Source organism: Pseudomonas sp. BNK-45, assembly GCF_047456255.1.
Classification (GTDB): Bacteria; Pseudomonadota; Gammaproteobacteria; order Pseudomonadales; family Pseudomonadaceae; genus Aquipseudomonas.
The window spans coordinates 2373460-2390930 of record NZ_CP179909.1; the positions used below are offsets into that span (position 1 = coordinate 2373460).

At 62.3% G+C, this 17471-nt stretch carries 14 protein-coding genes and 1 pseudogene; 6 read left to right on the forward strand and 9 right to left on the reverse strand.

Annotation, left to right across the window (positions count from 1 at the left end):
- Positions 1 to 13 precede the first annotated feature (13 nt).
- The 5 genes from ACMGG8_RS11095 to ACMGG8_RS11115 are packed head-to-tail and all read right to left on the reverse strand — an operon-like array spanning position 14 to position 5435.
- Positions 14 to 1039, reverse strand: coding sequence for an AAA family ATPase (locus ACMGG8_RS11095; RefSeq protein ID WP_060840747.1), 1026 nt, complete (start codon positions 1037 to 1039; stop codon positions 14 to 16).
- The gene (locus ACMGG8_RS11100; RefSeq protein WP_414159582.1) at positions 1036 to 2199 is read right to left on the reverse strand and encodes a DUF4350 domain-containing protein; all 1164 of its coding nucleotides are present in this window, start codon (positions 2197 to 2199) and stop codon (positions 1036 to 1038) included. Before ACMGG8_RS11100 ends, ACMGG8_RS11095 begins: the two co-directional genes overlap by 4 nt.
- The gene (locus tag ACMGG8_RS11105) at positions 2196 to 3746 is read right to left on the reverse strand and encodes a DUF4129 domain-containing protein (protein ID WP_235759736.1); all 1551 of its coding nucleotides are present in this window, start codon (positions 3744 to 3746) and stop codon (positions 2196 to 2198) included. Before ACMGG8_RS11105 ends, ACMGG8_RS11100 begins: the two co-directional genes overlap by 4 nt.
- A complete protein-coding gene (locus ACMGG8_RS11110; protein ID WP_060842005.1) occupies positions 3733 to 4713 on the reverse strand; it encodes a stage II sporulation protein M in 981 nt (326 codons plus the stop codon). Before ACMGG8_RS11110 ends, ACMGG8_RS11105 begins: the two co-directional genes overlap by 14 nt.
- Positions 4710 to 5435 (reverse strand): RDD family protein, encoded by a 726-nt coding sequence (locus ACMGG8_RS11115; RefSeq protein WP_414159583.1) that lies wholly within the window; start codon positions 5433 to 5435, stop codon positions 4710 to 4712. Before ACMGG8_RS11115 ends, ACMGG8_RS11110 begins: the two co-directional genes overlap by 4 nt.
- A 185-nt stretch (positions 5436 to 5620) precedes the next feature.
- On the opposite strand from ACMGG8_RS11115, the gene sbcB reads away from it, so the two are divergent.
- Positions 5621 to 7048, forward strand: coding sequence for an exodeoxyribonuclease I (sbcB, locus tag ACMGG8_RS11120; RefSeq protein WP_414159584.1), 1428 nt, complete (start codon positions 5621 to 5623; stop codon positions 7046 to 7048).
- A gap of 104 nt (positions 7049 to 7152) precedes the next feature.
- Here the strand turns inward: sbcB and mvaT are convergent, their stop codons facing one another.
- Complete coding sequence (mvaT, locus tag ACMGG8_RS11125; protein ID WP_060840742.1) at positions 7153 to 7527, reverse strand: histone-like nucleoid-structuring protein MvaT; 375 nt, start codon at positions 7525 to 7527, stop codon at positions 7153 to 7155.
- A gap of 347 nt (positions 7528 to 7874) precedes the next feature.
- Between mvaT and purU the strand changes: the two genes are divergently transcribed.
- Both purU and ACMGG8_RS11135 read left to right on the forward strand, forming a co-directional pair.
- Complete coding sequence (gene purU / locus ACMGG8_RS11130; protein ID WP_047305937.1) at positions 7875 to 8723, forward strand: formyltetrahydrofolate deformylase; 849 nt, start codon at positions 7875 to 7877, stop codon at positions 8721 to 8723.
- A gap of 67 nt (positions 8724 to 8790) precedes the next feature.
- A complete protein-coding gene (locus ACMGG8_RS11135; protein ID WP_060840741.1) occupies positions 8791 to 8991 on the forward strand; it encodes a hypothetical protein in 201 nt (66 codons plus the stop codon).
- A gap of 9 nt (positions 8992 to 9000) precedes the next feature.
- On the opposite strand, the gene ACMGG8_RS11140 is transcribed toward ACMGG8_RS11135, so the two are convergent.
- Positions 9001 to 9765 (reverse strand): methyl-accepting chemotaxis protein, encoded by a 765-nt coding sequence (locus ACMGG8_RS11140; RefSeq protein ID WP_371920245.1) that lies wholly within the window; start codon positions 9763 to 9765, stop codon positions 9001 to 9003.
- A gap of 93 nt (positions 9766 to 9858) precedes the next feature.
- Positions 9859 to 10890 (reverse strand): annotated as a pseudogene (locus ACMGG8_RS11145) (cache domain-containing protein); the annotation flags it as partial.
- A gap of 192 nt (positions 10891 to 11082) precedes the next feature.
- Here ACMGG8_RS11145 and ACMGG8_RS11150 point away from each other — a divergent pair.
- Positions 11083 to 12570: a helicase HerA-like domain-containing protein gene (locus ACMGG8_RS11150; protein WP_060844448.1), complete on the forward strand. Its 1488-nt coding sequence runs from the start codon at positions 11083 to 11085 to the stop codon at positions 12568 to 12570.
- A 17-nt stretch (positions 12571 to 12587) separates the two neighbouring features.
- Here the strand turns inward: ACMGG8_RS11150 and ACMGG8_RS11155 are convergent, their stop codons facing one another.
- On the reverse strand, positions 12588 to 13043 hold the full coding sequence (locus ACMGG8_RS11155) for a DUF721 domain-containing protein (RefSeq protein ID WP_060844447.1): 456 nt from the start codon (positions 13041 to 13043) through the stop codon (positions 12588 to 12590).
- Between the two features lie 322 nt (positions 13044 to 13365).
- Between ACMGG8_RS11155 and secA the strand changes: the two genes are divergently transcribed.
- Both secA and argJ read left to right on the forward strand, forming a co-directional pair.
- Positions 13366 to 16107, forward strand: a complete 2742-nt coding sequence (secA, locus tag ACMGG8_RS11160; protein WP_060840737.1) for a preprotein translocase subunit SecA — start codon at positions 13366 to 13368, stop codon at positions 16105 to 16107.
- Positions 16108 to 16227: 120 nt separating this feature from the next.
- Positions 16228 to 17445, forward strand: a complete 1218-nt coding sequence (gene argJ / locus ACMGG8_RS11165; protein WP_414159585.1) for a bifunctional glutamate N-acetyltransferase/amino-acid acetyltransferase ArgJ — start codon at positions 16228 to 16230, stop codon at positions 17443 to 17445.
- The last annotated feature ends 26 nt before the right edge of the window (positions 17446 to 17471 follow it).

A 17471-nucleotide genomic window follows, 5' to 3' on the forward strand; every position in this document is an offset into this window, starting at 1 on the left:
CGTGCTGTACGGCTCACAGGCGCGGAGCCGGGATCTGTTCGAGCATCTGCTTGAGCACCTGCTCCACCGACAGTCCTTCGATATCCAGCTCCGGGGCGATCCGCACCCGGTGGCGCAGCACGGCCATGGCGCAGCCCTTGATGTCGTCCGGAACCACGAAGTCGCCGCCACGCAGCAAGGCCCGGGCCCGGGCGCCACGGACCAGGGCAATCGAGGCCCGAGGACCGGCGCCGAGGCTCAGGCCCGGCCAGCTGCGGGTGGCCCGGGCCAGGCGCACGGCATAGTCGAGTACCTGATCGTCCAGGGGCAGGTCACTGGCGATGCGTTGCAGGGCCAGCACGTCCTTGGCCTGGAGCACGGTGCGCAGGGGCTGCACATCGAGCATGTCGGCGCGGGTCGAACGTGCGACCTGGCGGACCATGTCCAGCTCCTCGTCGGCATCCGGGTAGTCCATGCGCAGCTTGAGCATGAAGCGGTCCAGCTCGGCTTCCGGCAGTGGGTAGGTGCCTTCCTGTTCGATGGGGTTCTGGGTGGCCAGGACCATGAACGGCTGGGCAATGGGCAGGGCCCGGCCTTCCAGGGTGACCTGGCGTTCCTGCATGGCTTCCAGCAGGGCGGCCTGGGTCTTGGCCGGGGCGCGGTTGATCTCGTCCGCCAGCAGCAGGTTGGTGAACAAGGGGCCCTTGCGCAGCTTGAACTGTTCGCTCTGCAGGTCGTACACCGCGTGGCCGGTGACGTCGCTGGGCATCAGGTCCGGGGTGAACTGGATCCGCGCGAAGTCACCGCCGAAGCAGCGGGCCAGGGCCCGTACCAGCAGGGTCTTGCCGAGGCCGGGAACCCCTTCGAGCAGCACGTGGCCACCGGCGATCAGGGCGGTCAGCACGTCATCGATCACCGCGGTCTGGCCGATCAGCACTTTCTGCAGTTCCTGGCGCACGGCCTGGGCCAGTTGGCTGGCGCGCTGGCGCTGCTGGGCGGCATGCTCCTGTGGCGCTGGAGCCTCGGAGGTGTCTTGGGATTCGACGGGTTGTTCGCTCATAGGGCATTCCTGAGTGTTTGCAGGTGGGCGACCTGGTGGCTGAAATCAGCGCTGGAAAGGCGCTGCCCGGACAAGGGTTGCAGGGCCTGTTGCACCGTGCTGACCGGCTGTTGGCTGAGCTGGGCGAGGACCTCCCACTGGGCTTCGCTGGGCAATTGCTCGAAGCCCGGATAGCGGCGGCGCGCCCGGCGCCGGATATCCAGGTGCAGCGCTTGCAGCAACGGCGCCTGGCCGCCATGGCGCAGGAGAAAGTCGGCGCTGGCCCGCAGATGCTCGCGTAGCTGACGCCGGGCCGTGGGGGCCGGTGCCTGCAACGGACCCTGGCGGCTGCCGGCCTGCCACAGCCACAGGCCGATCAGCAGTGCCAGGGCCACCAGCGCCTGGGGGAAATAGCGCCAGAGCAATTGCCACAGACTCGGGTGGTCGGTGTCGAACAGCAGGGTCACCGCCGTATCGGTATTCAGGTACCACAGCAGCCAGGCGTTGTCGTACAGACCGATGCCCGGGGTTTTCCAGATGTCGGCATCGGTCAGCACGGTGACCGACCCCTGGCCGTAGTCGAGCTGGACCATGTGGGTGGCCGTGGCGCTGTTGGCCCAGGACTGGGCCAGGTTGTCCGGGTCGACCAGATCAAAGTCGGTATCGAAGCTGACGTAGGCCGGGGCCTGTTCGCCTTCCAGGTAGATCTTGGTCAGTTTCGGAAAGGCGTCGTCGGCGTCCTGTTGCACCGGTGGTTCCTGGTCCGCGCTGAGCTGCTGATGGATCTGTACCCGGTCCAGCAGCAAATCGCCGCTTTGCTCGGTGTCTTCGTCCCACAGGGCTTCGGCGACAAAGATCAGCCGGCCGCCGGCACGGGCCCAGTCCAGCACCTGGTCGACCTGGTGCGGACTCATGTTGGAGCGCTCGCCGAGCAGCAGCAGGCTGTTGCCGACCGGCTTGAGGCTGGCCAGCACTTCCAGGCTGTTGGCGTGGTCGACCTTGAGGCCGCGCTCGCGCAAGAACATCTCGGCAGCCAGATAGGGATTGGCCTGGGCCTCGGGAGACGGGCCGTGATCGACCAGTTCCTGATAGGGCGTGGCGTGGCGGTACAGGAAGTAGCCGGCAGCGCCCAGTACCAGGATCAGCAACAGCGCCAGGCCGCCCCACAGATAGTGTTTCATGCGCAGGCTCCCGGGCCGAACAGGCTACGCCAGCCATCGCACAGTTGCGCTTGCAGGTCGGCGCCGGGCACGCGATGACCGTAGGCCATGTTCTGCCAGTGGGTGGTCAGTTCGCGGCTGAAGGCTTCCAGGGACGGTTGCTGCAGCGCCTTGATCCGCTCCAGTACCTGACCTTCGGTGTCGGCCACGCTCAGCGGCAGTTGAAAGTCCTCCAGCAAGCGGCTGAGCAAGGCCCGATACAACAGGCCCAGCGCTTCCCGAGGCTGGCTGGCCCACAGTGCCTGGGCGTGGGCGGCCACGTCGGCGGGCAGGGTCTGGCTGCTGACGTCCAGGCCGAACAGCTGCTGGGGGATCGGCGCCGGGCGCTTTTTACGCGGCAGCGGACGGCGGCCGACAAAGGCCCGCAGCCAGTCGCGGTAGCGCCACAGCAACCAGCCCAGAGCACTTAGCAGCAAGCCCCAGAGGAGGATTTCCAGGCCCTTGGCAAGGTTGCTGAAGCGATTCTGGTCGAGGCTTTCCAGCAAGCTCTTGAGCCAGCCCGGAGGCTTGCCCTTGGCGTCCTTTTTCGCTGTTTGCTCCTCACCGAAGCGGTAGCGGGTGACCGATTCCTGATTCTTGAACGGCGGTTTATCCAGGATGCCCTGGATGCTGTCTTTCGCGGCCTTGCTGGTCAGGGGTTGCTGCAACAACCGGGGCACTTCGGGGCCGGCCACGGAACTGCTGGGGCTGGCTGCCCACGGCGCCTGGCCCGGCACCGCCAGCAACAGGCCGCTCACCAGCAGCAGCGCCGCGACGCCGCCCAGGCGCTGACGCAGGCGGCGAAACACCAGCTCGATGTCCCAGGCCTCGAGCTCGGTGCGGCGATTGAGGTACAGGCTGAAGCCGCAGGCCACGTAGATCGGTTCCCAGATCACCAGCACCAGGGCGTAGAAGGCGTTGGTCAAGTGTTCCAGCCACAGCCAGTCCTGCTGGGCGGCAATGACCAGGCTCTGCCAGTTCCAGTCCAGCTCGACCTGTTGCGGCAACAGCAGGTAGAACAGCACCAGCAGGCCGATCCACAAGGCGCCCTCCAGGTGCATGCCGATCAGCGTCAGCCAGCGCGCAGCCCCGGCGTTGCGCTGCAACAGCACCCCCAGGCGCTGCTGCCGGGCGTCGCCGTCCAGGCCCTCCAGTTGCACCACCGGCAGGACGAAACTGCGGCTCAGGCTGAAGCGGCGCCAGGTCAGACTGGCCAGCCATTGCGATTTGAGCAGGCGCGGCCACTGGCGCAGGGCCTGGCCCAGGCTCGGGGTTTCACCGAACAAAGCCTTGGACAGGATAAACAGCGGCAAGGGCTCGAAGGCCGGCTTGAGCCACCAGAACAGCAGCACCGCCAGGGAGGGCGATTGCCACAGCAGCAGGCTCAGCAGGGCGAACACCGGCAGGCTGACGATGGCCCAGCTGGTCATCAGCAGCCACCGGTGGCGCTGGCTCAGGAGTACGCCCAGGTCCATGGCTTCCCAGGTCGTGCGGGGGCGGATCACCACACTGGCATCACTCAGGCGCATGGGGTTCTCGTCCGGCCAGGGTCAGGTACGCCAGCATCAGGCCCCACAGGCTGGCGCCGACGCTGTATTTGATCCAGGCCGCCGGCCAGGTCATGGAGGACCAGTAGGCTTCTATAAAGGCGGCGATCAGCAGAAACACGATCACCCCGTAGATCAGTTGCACGCTGATCCGCGCAGCCTGCAACAGCGCGTCGCCGCGCCGCAGGCGACCGGGGGCGATCAGTGCCCAGCCCATCTTCAGCCCGGCCGCTCCGGACAGGGCAATGGCGCTCAGTTCGAAGGCACCATGGCCGATGACGAAGGGCCAGAAGGTCTGGCCGAAGCCGATCTGGGTCAGGTGGCCGGCAATGGCGCCGATCATCAGGCCGTTGAAGAACAGGAAGAACACACTGCCCAGGCCAAACAGCAGGCCGCTGGCGAAGGTCTGAAAGGCGATACCGATGTTGTGCATGATGTAGTAGCCGAACATCACCCAGTCTTCGCTGGAGGCGCGCTCGGCGACCCGTCCCAGGCGTGCGCCGCCGGGGTCGTACATGCTGCGCATTTCCGATACCTGCTGCGGGCTCACCAGGCTGTAGACCAGTTCGGGGTACAGGTACACCAACAGGCCGATACCCAGCAGGCTGCCGAAGAACAGCAGGCTGGCGATCAGTACCAGGCGCCATTCCTGGCGCACCAGGCGTGGAAAGCCGGCCAGTAAGAAAGCCAGGACATTGGCGCTGATGGCGGTGCGTTGCCGGTAGAGTTGCTGATGGCCGCGCAACACCAGTTGCTGCAATGGATCGATCAGGTAACTGCTGTAGCCGCGCTCCTGGGCCAGGGCCAGGTGCTGGCACAGGCGGCGGTAGTCCTGGACGAAGGTCTGGCAGTCTTCGGCCCGGGCGCGACCCCGCTCGAGCTGGTCGAGCAGTTGCTCGAACTGTTGCCATTGCGCCTGGTGGCGGCTTTCGAAAAGGCTCTGTTTCATGTGGATCCCAGAAAGCCGCGAGCGATGCCATTGAGTTCGGCTGTCGCCTGGGCTGCGGGCACGTGCAGTGGTTGCGCGAGGATGCCTGCCAGTTCCCGGGTTCGTTCGGCAGACAGCTGGCCCTGGCGTTCGGCAAAGCCGAGGATCGCCCGTTGTTCATTCAGGCTCAGGGCGAAGGGCGCGGAGCGGGGCGTGGCGTCGGGCAGTTGCGGTCGGGTCAGGGATTGCTCGCGGTAGATCACCAGGGTGCCGGCGGCCAGATCGCCGAGGCGCCTGAAGGTCGGATGCTGCAGGCAACTGATGGCGCCGAGGAAGTAGCCGAACGGCAACATGTCGGCAAAACGCAGCAGGTTGCGGGTCAGGGAGGCGCTCCAGCCAATGGGGGTGCCATCGTCCTGAACCACTCGCAGTCCCATCAGGTGCTTGCCGGGCGAGCGGCCCTGGTTCAGCACCTCGAACAGCACCATGTACCACCAACTGATCAGGAACAGCAGGATCGAACCGAGGCCGATGCCGATCTCGCCGAAAAAGCCCAGCACGATGAACAGCAGGCCCAGCACCAGCCCGCGAATGCCCAGGTCGAGGGAAAACGCCAGGGTACGGACCAGCAACCCCGCCGGTCGCAGCGGCAGATCGATACCCTCGGGGGTTTCGACCTGATACCGCGTATCCAGTGGCGGGTGCAGCGATGCGTTCCTTGGCGTTGCTGTCGTCTCAAGCATGGGCAACTTGGGGGCTTGGCCTGGTAGAGAAAAATCCAGCGCAGATGCTAGCAGTGTCCGAGGGGCAAACGACATCATTAACTACGATTTCGGTGTGCTGCCCTGCGCGCCGCCCGTTCACACGGCTGGCCCTGGTGACGCTTGAGCGCCTAGACTGCGGCGGTCTTTCAGTTCAGGAACAGGCCGTGACTTCCCTCTTTTGGTACGACTACGAAACCACCGGCATCAATCCGCGCTGCGATCGCCCGTTGCAAGTGGCCGGTATTCGCACCGACCTGGCGCTCAACGAGATCGATGAGCCGGTCAACCTCTATTGCCAGCCCAGCGACGATATCCTGCCGCACCCGGCAGCCTGCATGATTACCGGCATCACCCCCGGTCGCCTGGCGACCCAGGGCTTGAGCGAGGCGGACTTCATGACCCGGGTGCACGCCCAGCTGGCGCGCCCCGGCACCTGTGGCGTGGGCTACAACACCCTGCGCTTCGACGATGAGGTGACCCGCTACAGCCTGTATCGCAATTTCTTCGATCCCTATGCCCGCGAGTGGCAGGGCGGCAACAGTCGCTGGGATCTGATCGATGTGGTGCGCACCGCCTATGCCTTGCGTCCCGAGGGTATCGTCTGGCCCGAGGAGCTGGGGCAGGTGACCCTCAAGCTGGAACGGCTGACCGCGGCCAACGGCATCGATCATGGCCAGGCCCACGATGCGCTGTCCGATGTCCGGGCGACCATTGCCCTGGCGCGCTTGATTCGTGATCGGCAACCCAAGCTCTATGACTGGCTGTTCCAACTGCGCAGCAAACAGCGGGTGATGGATCAGATTCGCCTGTTGCAGCCTCTGGTGCATATTTCCGGGCGCTTTTCCGCCGCGCGCCACTACCTCGGCGTGGTACTGCCCCTGGCCTGGCATCCGCGCAATCGCAATGCGCTGATTGTCTGTGACTTGCATCTGGATCCTCAGGGATTGCTGGAGCTGGATGCCGACACCTTGCGTCAGCGTTTATATACCCGGCGTGATGATCTGGCGGACGGCGAGTTGCCGGTGCCGTTGAAACTCATCCATATCAATCGCTGCCCGGTAGTGGCGCCCTTGAATGTCTTGCGGGGCGAGGATCAACAGCGATTGCACTTGGACATGGAGCAGTACCAGCGCCGGGCCGGGCTTTTGACTGAAACTCAGGAAGTTTGGCGGGATAAACTTTCGCTGATTTATGGGCCCGATGAGTTCGCGGCCAGCGAGGACCCGGAGCAACAGTTGTACGACGGCTTTATTGGTGATCGCGACCGGCGATTGTGTGAGCAAGTACGTGAGGCCGACCCGCTGCATTTGGCTCGGCAACAGTGGCCCTTTGATGATGAGCGCTTGCCCGAATTGCTCTTTCGCTACCGCGCTCGCAACTTTCCGGAAACATTGGATGACGCCGAGCAAGAGCGTTGGCGGGCATTTTGTCGCCAGCGTTTGCTAGAAGCGAAATTCGGCGCGCCCAATACCCTGGAAAGTTTTGCCCAAGGGCTTGAACAATCGTTGTTAAGTGCAGATCCCACGCAACGTCAGGTGCTGGATGAGTGGCAGGCCCATGTTCAGGACCTGAGCGGGCGCCTGGCTCTTTGAGTGCGGGGCCGGCCCCTTGGGTATTAATCCCGGCCATGAAAAAACGCCAGCAAGCTGGCGTTTTTTCATCGCGGCGGTAAGGCCCGGGCGCTCACTGGCGAGACTTAGCCCAGCAGGGTTGCCCAGCCTTCAACCACGTCGCCGCCCCACTTGGCTTTCCACTCTTTCAGAGTCTTGTGGTTGCCGCCTTTGGTTTCGATGACTTCACCGTTGTGCGGGTTTTTGTACTGTTTAACTTTACGGGCACGCTTGGTGCCGGTGGTTTTTACAGCAGCGCGAGGCGCTTTAACTTTCGACTCAGGATCCAGCAGGGCAATGATGTCGCGCAGGGACTTGGAGTACTCGCCCATCAGGCTGCGCAGTTTGCCTTCGAATTCCAGTTCGGTTTTCAGTTTGTCGTCCTGGGACAGGTTCTTCAAACGTGCTTGCAGTTCTTTAATGGCTTCTTCTGTAGCACGGTATTCGTTGATCAGGGACATGAGGACTACCTTATTGAGCGCTGAGTGACTGGGTGACAGTGTCGCAATAATAGTCACGGAGTTTGTGCAAGTAAACATAATAACGCTGTTTTATTCGGCGCTCTTAGTGTGTTTAGGCGCAAAAATCATTTCGCTATTTAATAGATCGAGGGATTCGATTGCGCTATTCACAAATTACTTGTGCGCTATTGGCAAGTGTCTGCGGCAGTGCTTGCAGTGATGCCCGTTAAGACGCAATCAGGGTGCTGTTGCCAATCTAATCCGGGCCTGCGGCGCAATGAATACTGCAGTTTTGTCGCGTAATGGCTAGAATGGCGACCTTTGCGAAGTTCTGGAGTTTTCCCCTCATGCGCACCTTTCGGTTGGTGATTTCTTGCCCTGACCGCGTTGGCATCGTTGCCAAAGTCAGTAACTTTCTGGCCTCCCATAACGGTTGGATCACCGAAGCGAGCCACCACTCGGACAATCTCAGTGGCTGGTTCTTCATGCGTCACGAGATTCGTGCCGACTCCCTGCCTTTTGGTCTGGAGGCTTTTCGCCAGGCTTTTGCGCCGATCGCCGAAGAGTTCTCGATGGACTGGCGCATTACCGATACCGCCGAGAAAAAGCGCGTCGTGCTGATGGCCAGCCGCGAGTCCCATTGCCTGGCGGATCTGCTGCATCGCTGGCACAGCGATGAGCTCGATTGTGAAATCGCCTGTGTGATCTCCAACCATGACGACCTGCGCAGCATGGTCGAGTGGCATGGCATCCCTTATTACCATGTGCCGGTCAATCCTCAGGACAAGGAGCCGGCGTTCGCCGAGGTGTCGCGTCTGGTCAAGCAGCACGATGCCGAGGTGGTGGTGTTGGCGCGCTACATGCAGATCCTGCCGCCTGAGCTGTGCCGCGAATACGCGCACAAGGTGATCAATATCCACCACAGCTTCCTGCCGTCCTTCGTCGGCGCCAAGCCTTACCACCAGGCGTCCCTGCGTGGGGTGAAGCTGATCGGCGCCACCTGCCACTACGTCACCGAAGAACTGGACGCCGGTCCGATCATCGAGCAGGACGTGGTGCGGGTCAGCCACAGCGACAGCATCGAGGACATGGTGCGTTTCGGTCGTGATGTGGAGAAGATGGTCCTGGCCCGCGGCCTGCGCTACCACCTGGAAGACCGGGTGCTGGTCCACGGCAACAAGACCGTGGTGTTCTGATCGAAAAAAAACCAGGAGCCGGGTTCAAGATCCCGGTCCTGGTTGTTCACCTCGAGAGGTCAGCGCGATGACCGATCCACTGGATAAAGCCACTTCCAAAGCCCCCGCCACCCTCGGCGAGGGGTGCCTGAGCCGCTACGACCCCGATGAGCTGGATGCTGAAGACGGCACCGAGTTTCCGGGTGCCGCCCAATTGTGGGAGCAGTTGCAGCAGGAGCCCACGCCACCGGCGTCCGTAGACACCGGCTCGCCGGCTAAAGGGGCCTGAGGCCCTGCGTCAGATCCTGAAGCTGCCCACCAGGTGCTTCAAGCGCGCCGATTGCTGTTCCAGATCGGAGCAGGCCCGCAGGGTCGCCTGCAGGTTTTCAACGCCTTCCTGATTCAGCGTGTTGATTTCGGTGATGTCCATGTTGATGGATTCGACTACCGAGGTCTGTTCTTCCGTGGCGGTGGCCACCGACTGGTTCATGCCGTCGATCTCGCCGATGCGCTGGGTCACGCTGCTCAGCCGCTCCCCGGCCTGGTTGGCGATCTCGACGCTGTCCTGACTGTGGCGCTGGCTGTTGCTCATGGTGCTGACCGACTCCCGGGCGCCCACCTGCAACTCTTCGATCATGGTTTGCACTTGCTGTGCCGATTCCTGGGTGCGGTGCGCCAGGTTGCGTACTTCATCGGCCACCACGGCGAATCCGCGGCCGGCCTCACCGGCCCGGGCCGCTTCGATGGCCGCGTTGAGCGCCAGCAGGTTGGTCTGCTGGGAAATACTGGTGATGACTTCGAGAATCTGCCCGATGTTCACGGTCTTGCTGTTCAGGGTCTCGATGTTGCTGCTGGATGCGCTGATCATCTCCGACAACTGGTTCATCGCCTGGATGCTGCGATCCACCACTTGCTGGCCGTCTTCGGCCAGGTTGCGCGCGTCGCTGGCCTGTTGTGAGGCCTGGGCGGCATTGCGGGCGATTTCCTGGGCTGCGGCCCCCAGTTGATTGATGGCTGCGGCGACGCTGTTGGTGCGACTGGCCTGTTCATCGGAGTTGAGCATCGATGAGTTGGAGGCGCTGACCACCCGCAGGGCCACTTCGTTGACGTGCTCGGTGGCCGAGGAGACTTCGCGGATCGAACTGTGGATGCGTTCGACGAAACGGTTGAAGGCGGTGCCGAGAATGCCGAATTCGTCCTGGTTGTGGATGTTCAGGCGGCGGGTCAGGTCGCCTTCGCCGTCGGCGATGTCCTGCATCGCCCGGGTCATTACATGCAGGGGCTGCATCAGCAGGCGGATCAGCAGGCCGAGCAGGGCAATGGTCAGGGCCACGGCGGTCAGGGTGGCGATCAGGGCTGAGGTGCGGAACTCGCTGAGCATGGCGAAGGCCTTGTCCTTGTCCACCGACAGGCCGATATACCAGTTCACCGAAGACAGGCCCTTGATCGGGGTGAAGGTGACGATGCGGGGTTTGCCGTCGACGCTGATCTCGCTGAGTTCATTGCTGATGCGCGGGGTGTCCTGGGGATAGACGTCCTTGAGGGTCTTCATCACCAGGTTCTTGTCCGGGTGCACCAGGATCTTGCCGTCGGCGCTGATCAGGAACGCATAGCCCATGCCGTCGAAGTCCAGAGCGTTGATGCTGTCGGCAATCACTTGCAGGCTCAGGTCACCGCCGACCACGCCAATGCGCTGGCCAGCCTTGATCACGCTGTCGACGATGGAAATGACCAATTGGCCGGAAGCCAGGTCGATATAGGGTTCGGTCAGGGCCGAGCCGTTGCTGCTCTCGGCGCTCTTGTACCAGGGGCGTGCGCGGGGGTCGTAGCCGTCCGGCATCTTGCTGTCCGGGCGGATGATGAAGGTGCCGTCCTTGTTGCCCAGGTAAGCCCCCATGAAGGTCGAGCTCACCGACTTCTGTTCCAGCAGGTTGCTGACATTGGTCGGGTCGGGGTTGAGGGCCACCGACTGGGAGATGTTTTCGATCAGCAAGGCGCGGCCGGCAAGCCAGGTCTGAATATTTTTTGCCGTGACGTCGCCCATTTCCTGAAGATAGTTGTCCAGATCATTGCGAATGGCGTTGCGTTGCAGGTAATCGTTGTAGAGCGTGAATAGTGCAAAGGCAGCTATGACGATCAGCGAGGCGGCAAGCAGGATCTTGTGGCTGAAGCGCAGATTTTTGTTCATGGCTTGGGGGGTCCGCTAAGGTCTTTGAGTCCAGGGCATCGGGTTGGAAAAGCGCGCGAAAAGGGCGGTGTTGTAAGTAAGCTGATATCTCCATCTATCCCAAAGGAATTACCTGACCTTTTTTCAGATACTTCTGATCCATCATTTTTCATATCGACCGTGTAAGGCCAAAGATTAACCTGAGGTGACAAAATGCCTGACTCTTTGCAACTGATTATCGGTGCCGACCTCGGTGGCCAGCCGGTCGCCCAGGCCATGCGCCTGGCCAACCGCCACGGGCTGGTGGCCGGCGCCACCGGTACCGGCAAGACCGTGACCCTGCAGCGCCTGGCGGAAGCGTTCAGCGACGCCGGGGTCGCGGTGTTCGCTGCGGATATCAAGGGCGACCTGTGCGGGCTGGGAGCCGCAGGGGATCCCCAAGGCAAGGTCGCCGAGCGAATTGCCGGGATGCCGTGGCTCAAGCATAGGCCTCAGGCTTATCCGGTAACGCTGTGGGATATCCACGGGCAATCCGGTCATCCCCTGCGTACCACGTTGAGCGAAATGGGACCGCTGTTGCTGGGCAGCTTGCTGGAACTGACCGACAGTCAGCAGTCGGCGTTGTATGCGGCGTTCAAGGTGGCGGACCGTGAAGGGCTGTTGTTGCTGGACTTGAAGGATCTCAAGGCGCTGCTCAATCACCTCAAGGACCACCCTCAACTGCTGGGCGATGACGCGGCGCTGATGACCACAGGTTCCAGTCAGGCGCTGTTAAGGCGTCTGGCGACCCTGGAGCAGCAAGGGGCGGAAGCTCTGTTCGGCGAGCCCGCATTGCAACTGGAAGACATTCTGCAACCGGCTGCCGATGGCCGTGGGCGGATTCATCTGTTGGACGCGAGTCGTCTGGTGCATGAGGCGCCGAAAGTCTATGCCACCTTCCTTTTATGGCTTTTGGCTGAGCTGTTCGAGCAACTGCCGGAGCGGGGGGACTCGGACAAGCCTCTGCTGGCGCTGTTTTTTGACGAGGCGCACTTGTTGTTTTCCGGTACGCCCAAGGCGCTGCAGGATCGCCTGGAGCAGGTGGTGCGACTGATTCGCTCCAAGGGCGTGGGGGTGTATTTCGTGACCCAGTCGCCGGGAGATTTGCCGGACGATGTACTGGCGCAGCTGGGGCTGCGGATTCAACACGGCTTGCGGGCCTTTACCGCCAAGGAACAGAAGTCGTTGCGTGCGGTGGCCGATGGTTTTCGTCCCAACCCGGCGTTCGACGCGCTGTCGGTACTGACCGAACTCGGCATCGGCGAGGCGCTGGTGGGCACCCTGCAAGACAAGGGAACCCCGGAAATGGTCCAGCGTGTGCTGGTGGCGCCGCCGCAATCACGGATCGGGCCGCTGACCGCTGCTGAACGCCAGGCGCTGATTGCCAGCTCGCCGCTGCTGGGGCGTTATGACCAGCCGATCGATCGTGAATCGGCTTATGAAGTGCTCATGGGGCGCAAGAACCTGGCGCCCGAGGAGCCTGCAACGGCAGACAAGCCGGGAGAGCAGGAGCCGAGTCTGGCGGATCGCGCCGGTGAGTTTCTCGGCACTGCGGCCGGGCAGGCCTTGAAGTCGGCCATGCGTCAGGCGGCCAATCAGTTGGGGCGGCAGTTGGTCCGCGGGCTGATGGGCTCGTTGTTGGGCGGCAGCAAGCGGCGCTGAAGCCTGGCGTGTCCGGGTCAGCCTCGCGGCTTGGCGTGGCTGGCCAGGCGCTCCAGGGCGGCGCGCAAGTTGGGATCGCTTATGCCTTCGGCGGTGGCCTGGATGGTTTCGGCGGCATTGTTCGACAGGTCCATGGTGTGCCCCACCGCGCCCTGTTGAACCGTGGGCGGCTGAACCTTGAACAGAATGCGCGTCAGGTTGCTGAATTCGTCGAACTCCTGCAATTGGCGCTGCAGGCGCTTTTGCTGATAGCGCAGGCGCGTGGCCCAGTGACCGTCGGTGACGATCAGCAACAGGCTGCCTTCGCGCCATGAGGCAACGTGGCAATGTTCGCGAGCCGCCGGTTGCAACTGGCTCTCCAGCAGGCGCTGCAGGTGCGCCAGGCGCTGAGCGTGGCCGAGTATGGCTTTCAGAGGCTTGGCTTCGCGAAGAAGAACGGCGGGGGCGCGTGCCGTAAGGGGGCGAAATGCCATGGTCAGACACCTGAAGTTACAGAGGCGCCATGGTAGCAGAAAGCGTCCTGGCCGCCGGGCTCATCGCTTTTTCGTACTCTGACGACTTTCTCGCGCTTTGCTGATCGTAATCATTAACTTCGGGGGGGAATGGGCTTGAAGTTCGGCAAAAAGCCCTTATTTTAGGTGAGCCCCGTCACAGCGCTGTGCCAGCATCGTGGAATAACGCCACTTTCCTCACCATCGTTTCCGGGTAGAATGCTCGTTCGCATGCGGCCATGAGGGCTGCTCGGGCGACTCACGGGGCCGCCCTCCAACCCTATGTGTGGAAGATCCTGCCGATATGTTTGCGCCTTTGTTAAAGAAACTTTTTGGAAGCAAGAACGAGCGTGAAGTCAAACGCATGCTCAAGACGGTACAGATCGTCAATGCCTTCGAAGAGCAAATGGTGGCCCTTTCGGACGATCAATTGCGCGCCAAGACCGCCGAGTTCAAGGCCCGTATCGCCAAGGGTGAAACCCTCGACAAACTGCTTCCCGAAGCCTTCGCGGTCGCCCGTGAAGCCGGTAAGCGCGTCATGGGAATGCGTCACTTCGACGTGCAGTTGATCGGTGGCATGACCTTGCATGAAGGCAAGATCGCCGAAATGCGCACCGGTGAAGGCAAGACCCTGGTGGCAACCCTGGGCGTCTACCTCAACGCACTGTCCGGCAAGGGCGTGCACGTTGTGACGGTGAACGACTACCTGGCTCGTCGTGACGCCAACTGGATGCGTCCGCTGTACGAATTCCTCGGCCTGACTGTCGGCGTGGTCACGCCGTTCCAGCCGCCTGAAGAGAAGCGTGCCGCCTACGCCGCCGACATCACCTACGGCACCAACAACGAATTCGGTTTCGACTACCTGCGCGACAACATGGCTTTCAGTATGGAAGACAAGTTCCAGCGCGAGCTCAATTTTGCCGTGATCGACGAAGTCGACTCGATCCTCATCGACGAAGCCCGTACCCCGTTGATCATTTCCGGCCAGGCTGAAGACAGTTCCCGCCTGTACACCGAAATCAACAAGCTGATCCCGCGTCTGGAACAGCACATCGAGGAAGTGGAAGGCCAGGTCACCAAGGCCGGTCACTTCACTGTCGACGAGAAGACCCGTCAGGTCGAACTCAACGAAGCCGGCCACCAGTTCATCGAAGAGATGCTGACTCAGGTCGGCCTGCTGGCGGAAGGCGAAAGCCTGTACTCGGCGCACAACCTGGGCTTGCTGACTCACGTCTATGCCGGCCTGCGTGCGCACAAGCTGTTCAACCGCAACGTCGAGTACATCGTTCAGGATGGCCAAGTGGTCCTGGTGGACGAACACACCGGCCGTACCATGCCGGGTCGTCGTCTATCCGAAGGCCTGCACCAGGCCATCGAGGCCAAGGAAAACCTCAACATCCAGGCCGAGAGCCAGACCCTGGCATCGACCACTTTCCAGAACTACTTCCGCCTGTACACCAAGCTGTCCGGCATGACCGGTACCGCCGACACCGAAGCTTTCGAATTCCATCAGATCTACGGCCTGCAGGTGATGGTGATTCCACCGAACAAGCCGCTGGCCCGTAAGGACTACAACGACCTGGTGTTCCTGACCGCGGACGAGAAGTACGCCGCGATCATCAACGACATCAAGGAATGCATGGCTCAGGGGCGTCCGGTGCTGGTAGGTACCGCGACCATCGAAACCTCCGAGCACATGTCCAACCTGCTGCAAAAGGAAGGCATCGAACACAAGGTTCTGAACGCCAAGTTCCACGAGAAGGAAGCGGAAATCATCGCCCAGGCCGGTCGCCCGGGAGCACTGACCATCGCTACCAACATGGCCGGCCGTGGTACCGACATCCTGCTGGGCGGCAACTGGGAAGTGGAAGTCGCTTCCCTGGAAAACCCGACCCCTGAGCAGATCGCCCAGATCAAGGCCGACTGGCAGAAGCGTCACCAGCAGGTGCTGGAGTCCGGTGGCCTGCAGGTGATCGCCTCCGAACGTCACGAATCGCGTCGTATCGACAACCAGCTGCGTGGCCGTGCCGGTCGCCAGGGTGACGCCGGCTCCAGCCGTTTCTACCTGTCCCTGGAAGACAGCCTGATGCGCATCTTCGCCTCGGATCGGGTGAAGAACTTCATGAAGGCCCTGGGCATGCAGTCCGGTGAAGCGATCGAGCACCGCATGGTGACCAACGCCATCGAGAAGGCCCAGCGCAAGGTTGAAGGCCGCAACTTCGACATCCGCAAGCAACTGCTGGAGTTCGACGACGTCAACAACGAGCAGCGTAAAGTGATCTATCACATGCGCAACACCTTGTTGGCGGCGGACAACATTGGCGAAACCATCGCCGATTTCCGCCAGGACGTGCTCAACGCTACCGTCAGTGCGCATATTCCTCCCCAATCCCTGCCGGAACAGTGGGACGTGGCGGGTCTGGAAGAGGCCATCCAGAGCGGCTTCGGGGTCAGCCTGCCGATTCAGCAATGGCTCGATGAAGACGACCACCTGTACGAAGAAACCCTGCGCGAGAAACTGCTCAACGAACTGATCGCCGCGTACAACGAGAAGGAAGATCAGGCCGGCGCCGAAGCGCTGCGCACCTTCGAGAAGCAGATCGTGCTGCGGGTACTGGACGACTTGTGGAAAGACCACCTGTCGACCATGGATCACCTGCGTCACGGTATCCACCTGCGCGGTTATGCACAGAAGAACCCGAAGCAGGAGTACAAGCGCGAGTCCTTCACCCTGTTCTCCGAGTTGCTGGATTCCATCAAGCGCGACTCGATCCGCGTACTGTCCCACGTCCAGGTGCGTCGCGAAGACCCGGCCGAAGAAGAGGCGCGCCTGCGTCAGGAAGCCGAGGCACTGGCTCAGCGCATGCAGTTCGAACACGCCGAAGCTCCGGGTCTGGATCAGCCTGAAGCCCTGGAAGAAGGGGTTGATGTGGATGTCGCCCTGGCCTCCGCGCCAGTGCGCAACGAACAGAAGCTGGGCCGCAACGAGCTGTGCTACTGCGGTTCGGGCAAGAAGTTCAAACACTGTCACGGCCAGATCAACTAAGATCCTCGCCAGACACTGAAACACCCACGCCGTGACGGCATCAGCCGTCGCGGCGTTTTTCCATTTGCAACACCGTCTTTTGAGACGACGGTGCAGACACCTGATAAGAGGAGCGCATTCATGGCTGTTGGTCTTGGTCCTTTGCCTACGTTGCACCCGGTTGCCGGCTTCGAGCTCGGTATCGCTTCGGCCGGCATCAAGCGCCCGGGGCGCAAGGATGTGGTGGTCATGCGCTGCGTCGAAGGCTCCACCGTGGCCGGCGTGTTCACCCTCAATGCGTTCTGCGCGGCGCCGGTGATCCTGGCCAAGCAGCGGGTGCAGGGGCCGGTGCGCTATCTGCTGACCAATACCGGCAATGCCAACGCCGGCACCGGCGAGCCAGGCCTGGCCGCAGCCCAGCGCACCTGCGCCAAGCTGGCGGAGCTGACCGGAGTCGATGCCAGCGCCGTGCTGCCGTACTCCACTGGCGTGATCGGCGAGCCGCTGCCGGTAGAGAAAATCGAAGGCGCCCTGCAAGCCGCGCTGGATGACCTGTCCGTGGACAACTGGGCCGCCGCCGCCACCGGGATCATGACCACCGACACCCTGCCCAAGGGCGCCAGTCGTCAGTTCCAGCACGATGGCGTGACCGTTACCGTGACCGGTATCAGCAAGGGCGCGGGGATGATCCGTCCCAACATGGCCACCATGCTTGGCTACATCGCCACCGACGCCAAAGTCTCCCGCGAAGTGCTGCAGAACCTGTTGCTGGACGGTGCCAACAAATCCTTCAACCGCATCACCATCGACGGCGATACCTCCACCAACGACTGCTGCATGCTGATCGCCACCGGTCAGGCCAATCTGCCGGAAATCACCCAGGCCGAGGGGCCGCTGTTCGCAGCCCTGAAGCAGGCCGTGTTCGAGGTGTGCATGGAAGTGGCCCAGGCCATCGTCCGTGACGGCGAAGGCGCGACCAAGTTCGTCACCGTTGAAGTCAACGGCGGCGCTACTCACCAGGAATGCCTCGACGTGGGCTACACCGTGGCGCACTCGCCGCTGATCAAGACCGCGCTGTTCGCCTCCGACCCGAACTGGGGTCGCATCCTCGCGGCCGTGGGCCGTGCCGGCGTGGCGGATCTGGACGTCAGCAAGATCGATGTGTTCCTTGGCGAAGTGTGCATCGCCAGCCGTGGCGCGCGGGCTGCCAGTTACACCGAAGCCCAGGGCGCCGCAGTGATGCAGCAGGAAGAGATCACCATCCGCATCGAACTGGGTCGTGGTGCTTGCAGCGAAACCATCTGGACCACCGATCTGTCCCACGAATACGTGAAGATCAACGCGGAATACCGCACCTAAGTACCTCGCCGGCAACGCCGCTCCCG

What these genes read in the sequence shown, in the direction of transcription:
- ACMGG8_RS11140 (WP_371920245.1), bottom strand. Translation starts at nt 9,765, where the DNA reads ATGCTCAACTCCGATGAACAGGCCAGTCGCACCAACAGCGTCGCCGCA.
- ACMGG8_RS11155 (WP_060844447.1), bottom strand. Translation starts at nt 13,043, where the DNA reads ATGGCATTTCGCCCCCTTACGGCACGCGCCCCCGCCGTTCTTCTTCGC.
- secA (WP_060840737.1), top strand. Translation starts at nt 13,366, where the DNA reads ATGTTTGCGCCTTTGTTAAAGAAACTTTTTGGAAGCAAGAACGAGCGT.
- ACMGG8_RS11110 (WP_060842005.1), bottom strand. Translation starts at nt 4,713, where the DNA reads ATGAAACAGAGCCTTTTCGAAAGCCGCCACCAGGCGCAATGGCAACAG.
- ACMGG8_RS11100 (WP_414159582.1), bottom strand. Translation starts at nt 2,199, where the DNA reads ATGAAACACTATCTGTGGGGCGGCCTGGCGCTGTTGCTGATCCTGGTA.
- ACMGG8_RS11150 (WP_060844448.1), top strand. Translation starts at nt 11,083, where the DNA reads ATGCCTGACTCTTTGCAACTGATTATCGGTGCCGACCTCGGTGGCCAG.
- ACMGG8_RS11095 (WP_060840747.1), bottom strand. Translation starts at nt 1,039, where the DNA reads ATGAGCGAACAACCCGTCGAATCCCAAGACACCTCCGAGGCTCCAGCG.
- ACMGG8_RS11115 (WP_414159583.1), bottom strand. Translation starts at nt 5,435, where the DNA reads ATGCTTGAGACGACAGCAACGCCAAGGAACGCATCGCTGCACCCGCCA.
- argJ (WP_414159585.1), top strand. Translation starts at nt 16,228, where the DNA reads ATGGCTGTTGGTCTTGGTCCTTTGCCTACGTTGCACCCGGTTGCCGGC.
- mvaT (WP_060840742.1), bottom strand. Translation starts at nt 7,527, where the DNA reads ATGTCCCTGATCAACGAATACCGTGCTACAGAAGAAGCCATTAAAGAA.
- ACMGG8_RS11105 (WP_235759736.1), bottom strand. Translation starts at nt 3,746, where the DNA reads ATGCGCCTGAGTGATGCCAGTGTGGTGATCCGCCCCCGCACGACCTGG.
- ACMGG8_RS11135 (WP_060840741.1), top strand. Translation starts at nt 8,791, where the DNA reads ATGACCGATCCACTGGATAAAGCCACTTCCAAAGCCCCCGCCACCCTC.
- purU (WP_047305937.1), top strand. Translation starts at nt 7,875, where the DNA reads ATGCGCACCTTTCGGTTGGTGATTTCTTGCCCTGACCGCGTTGGCATC.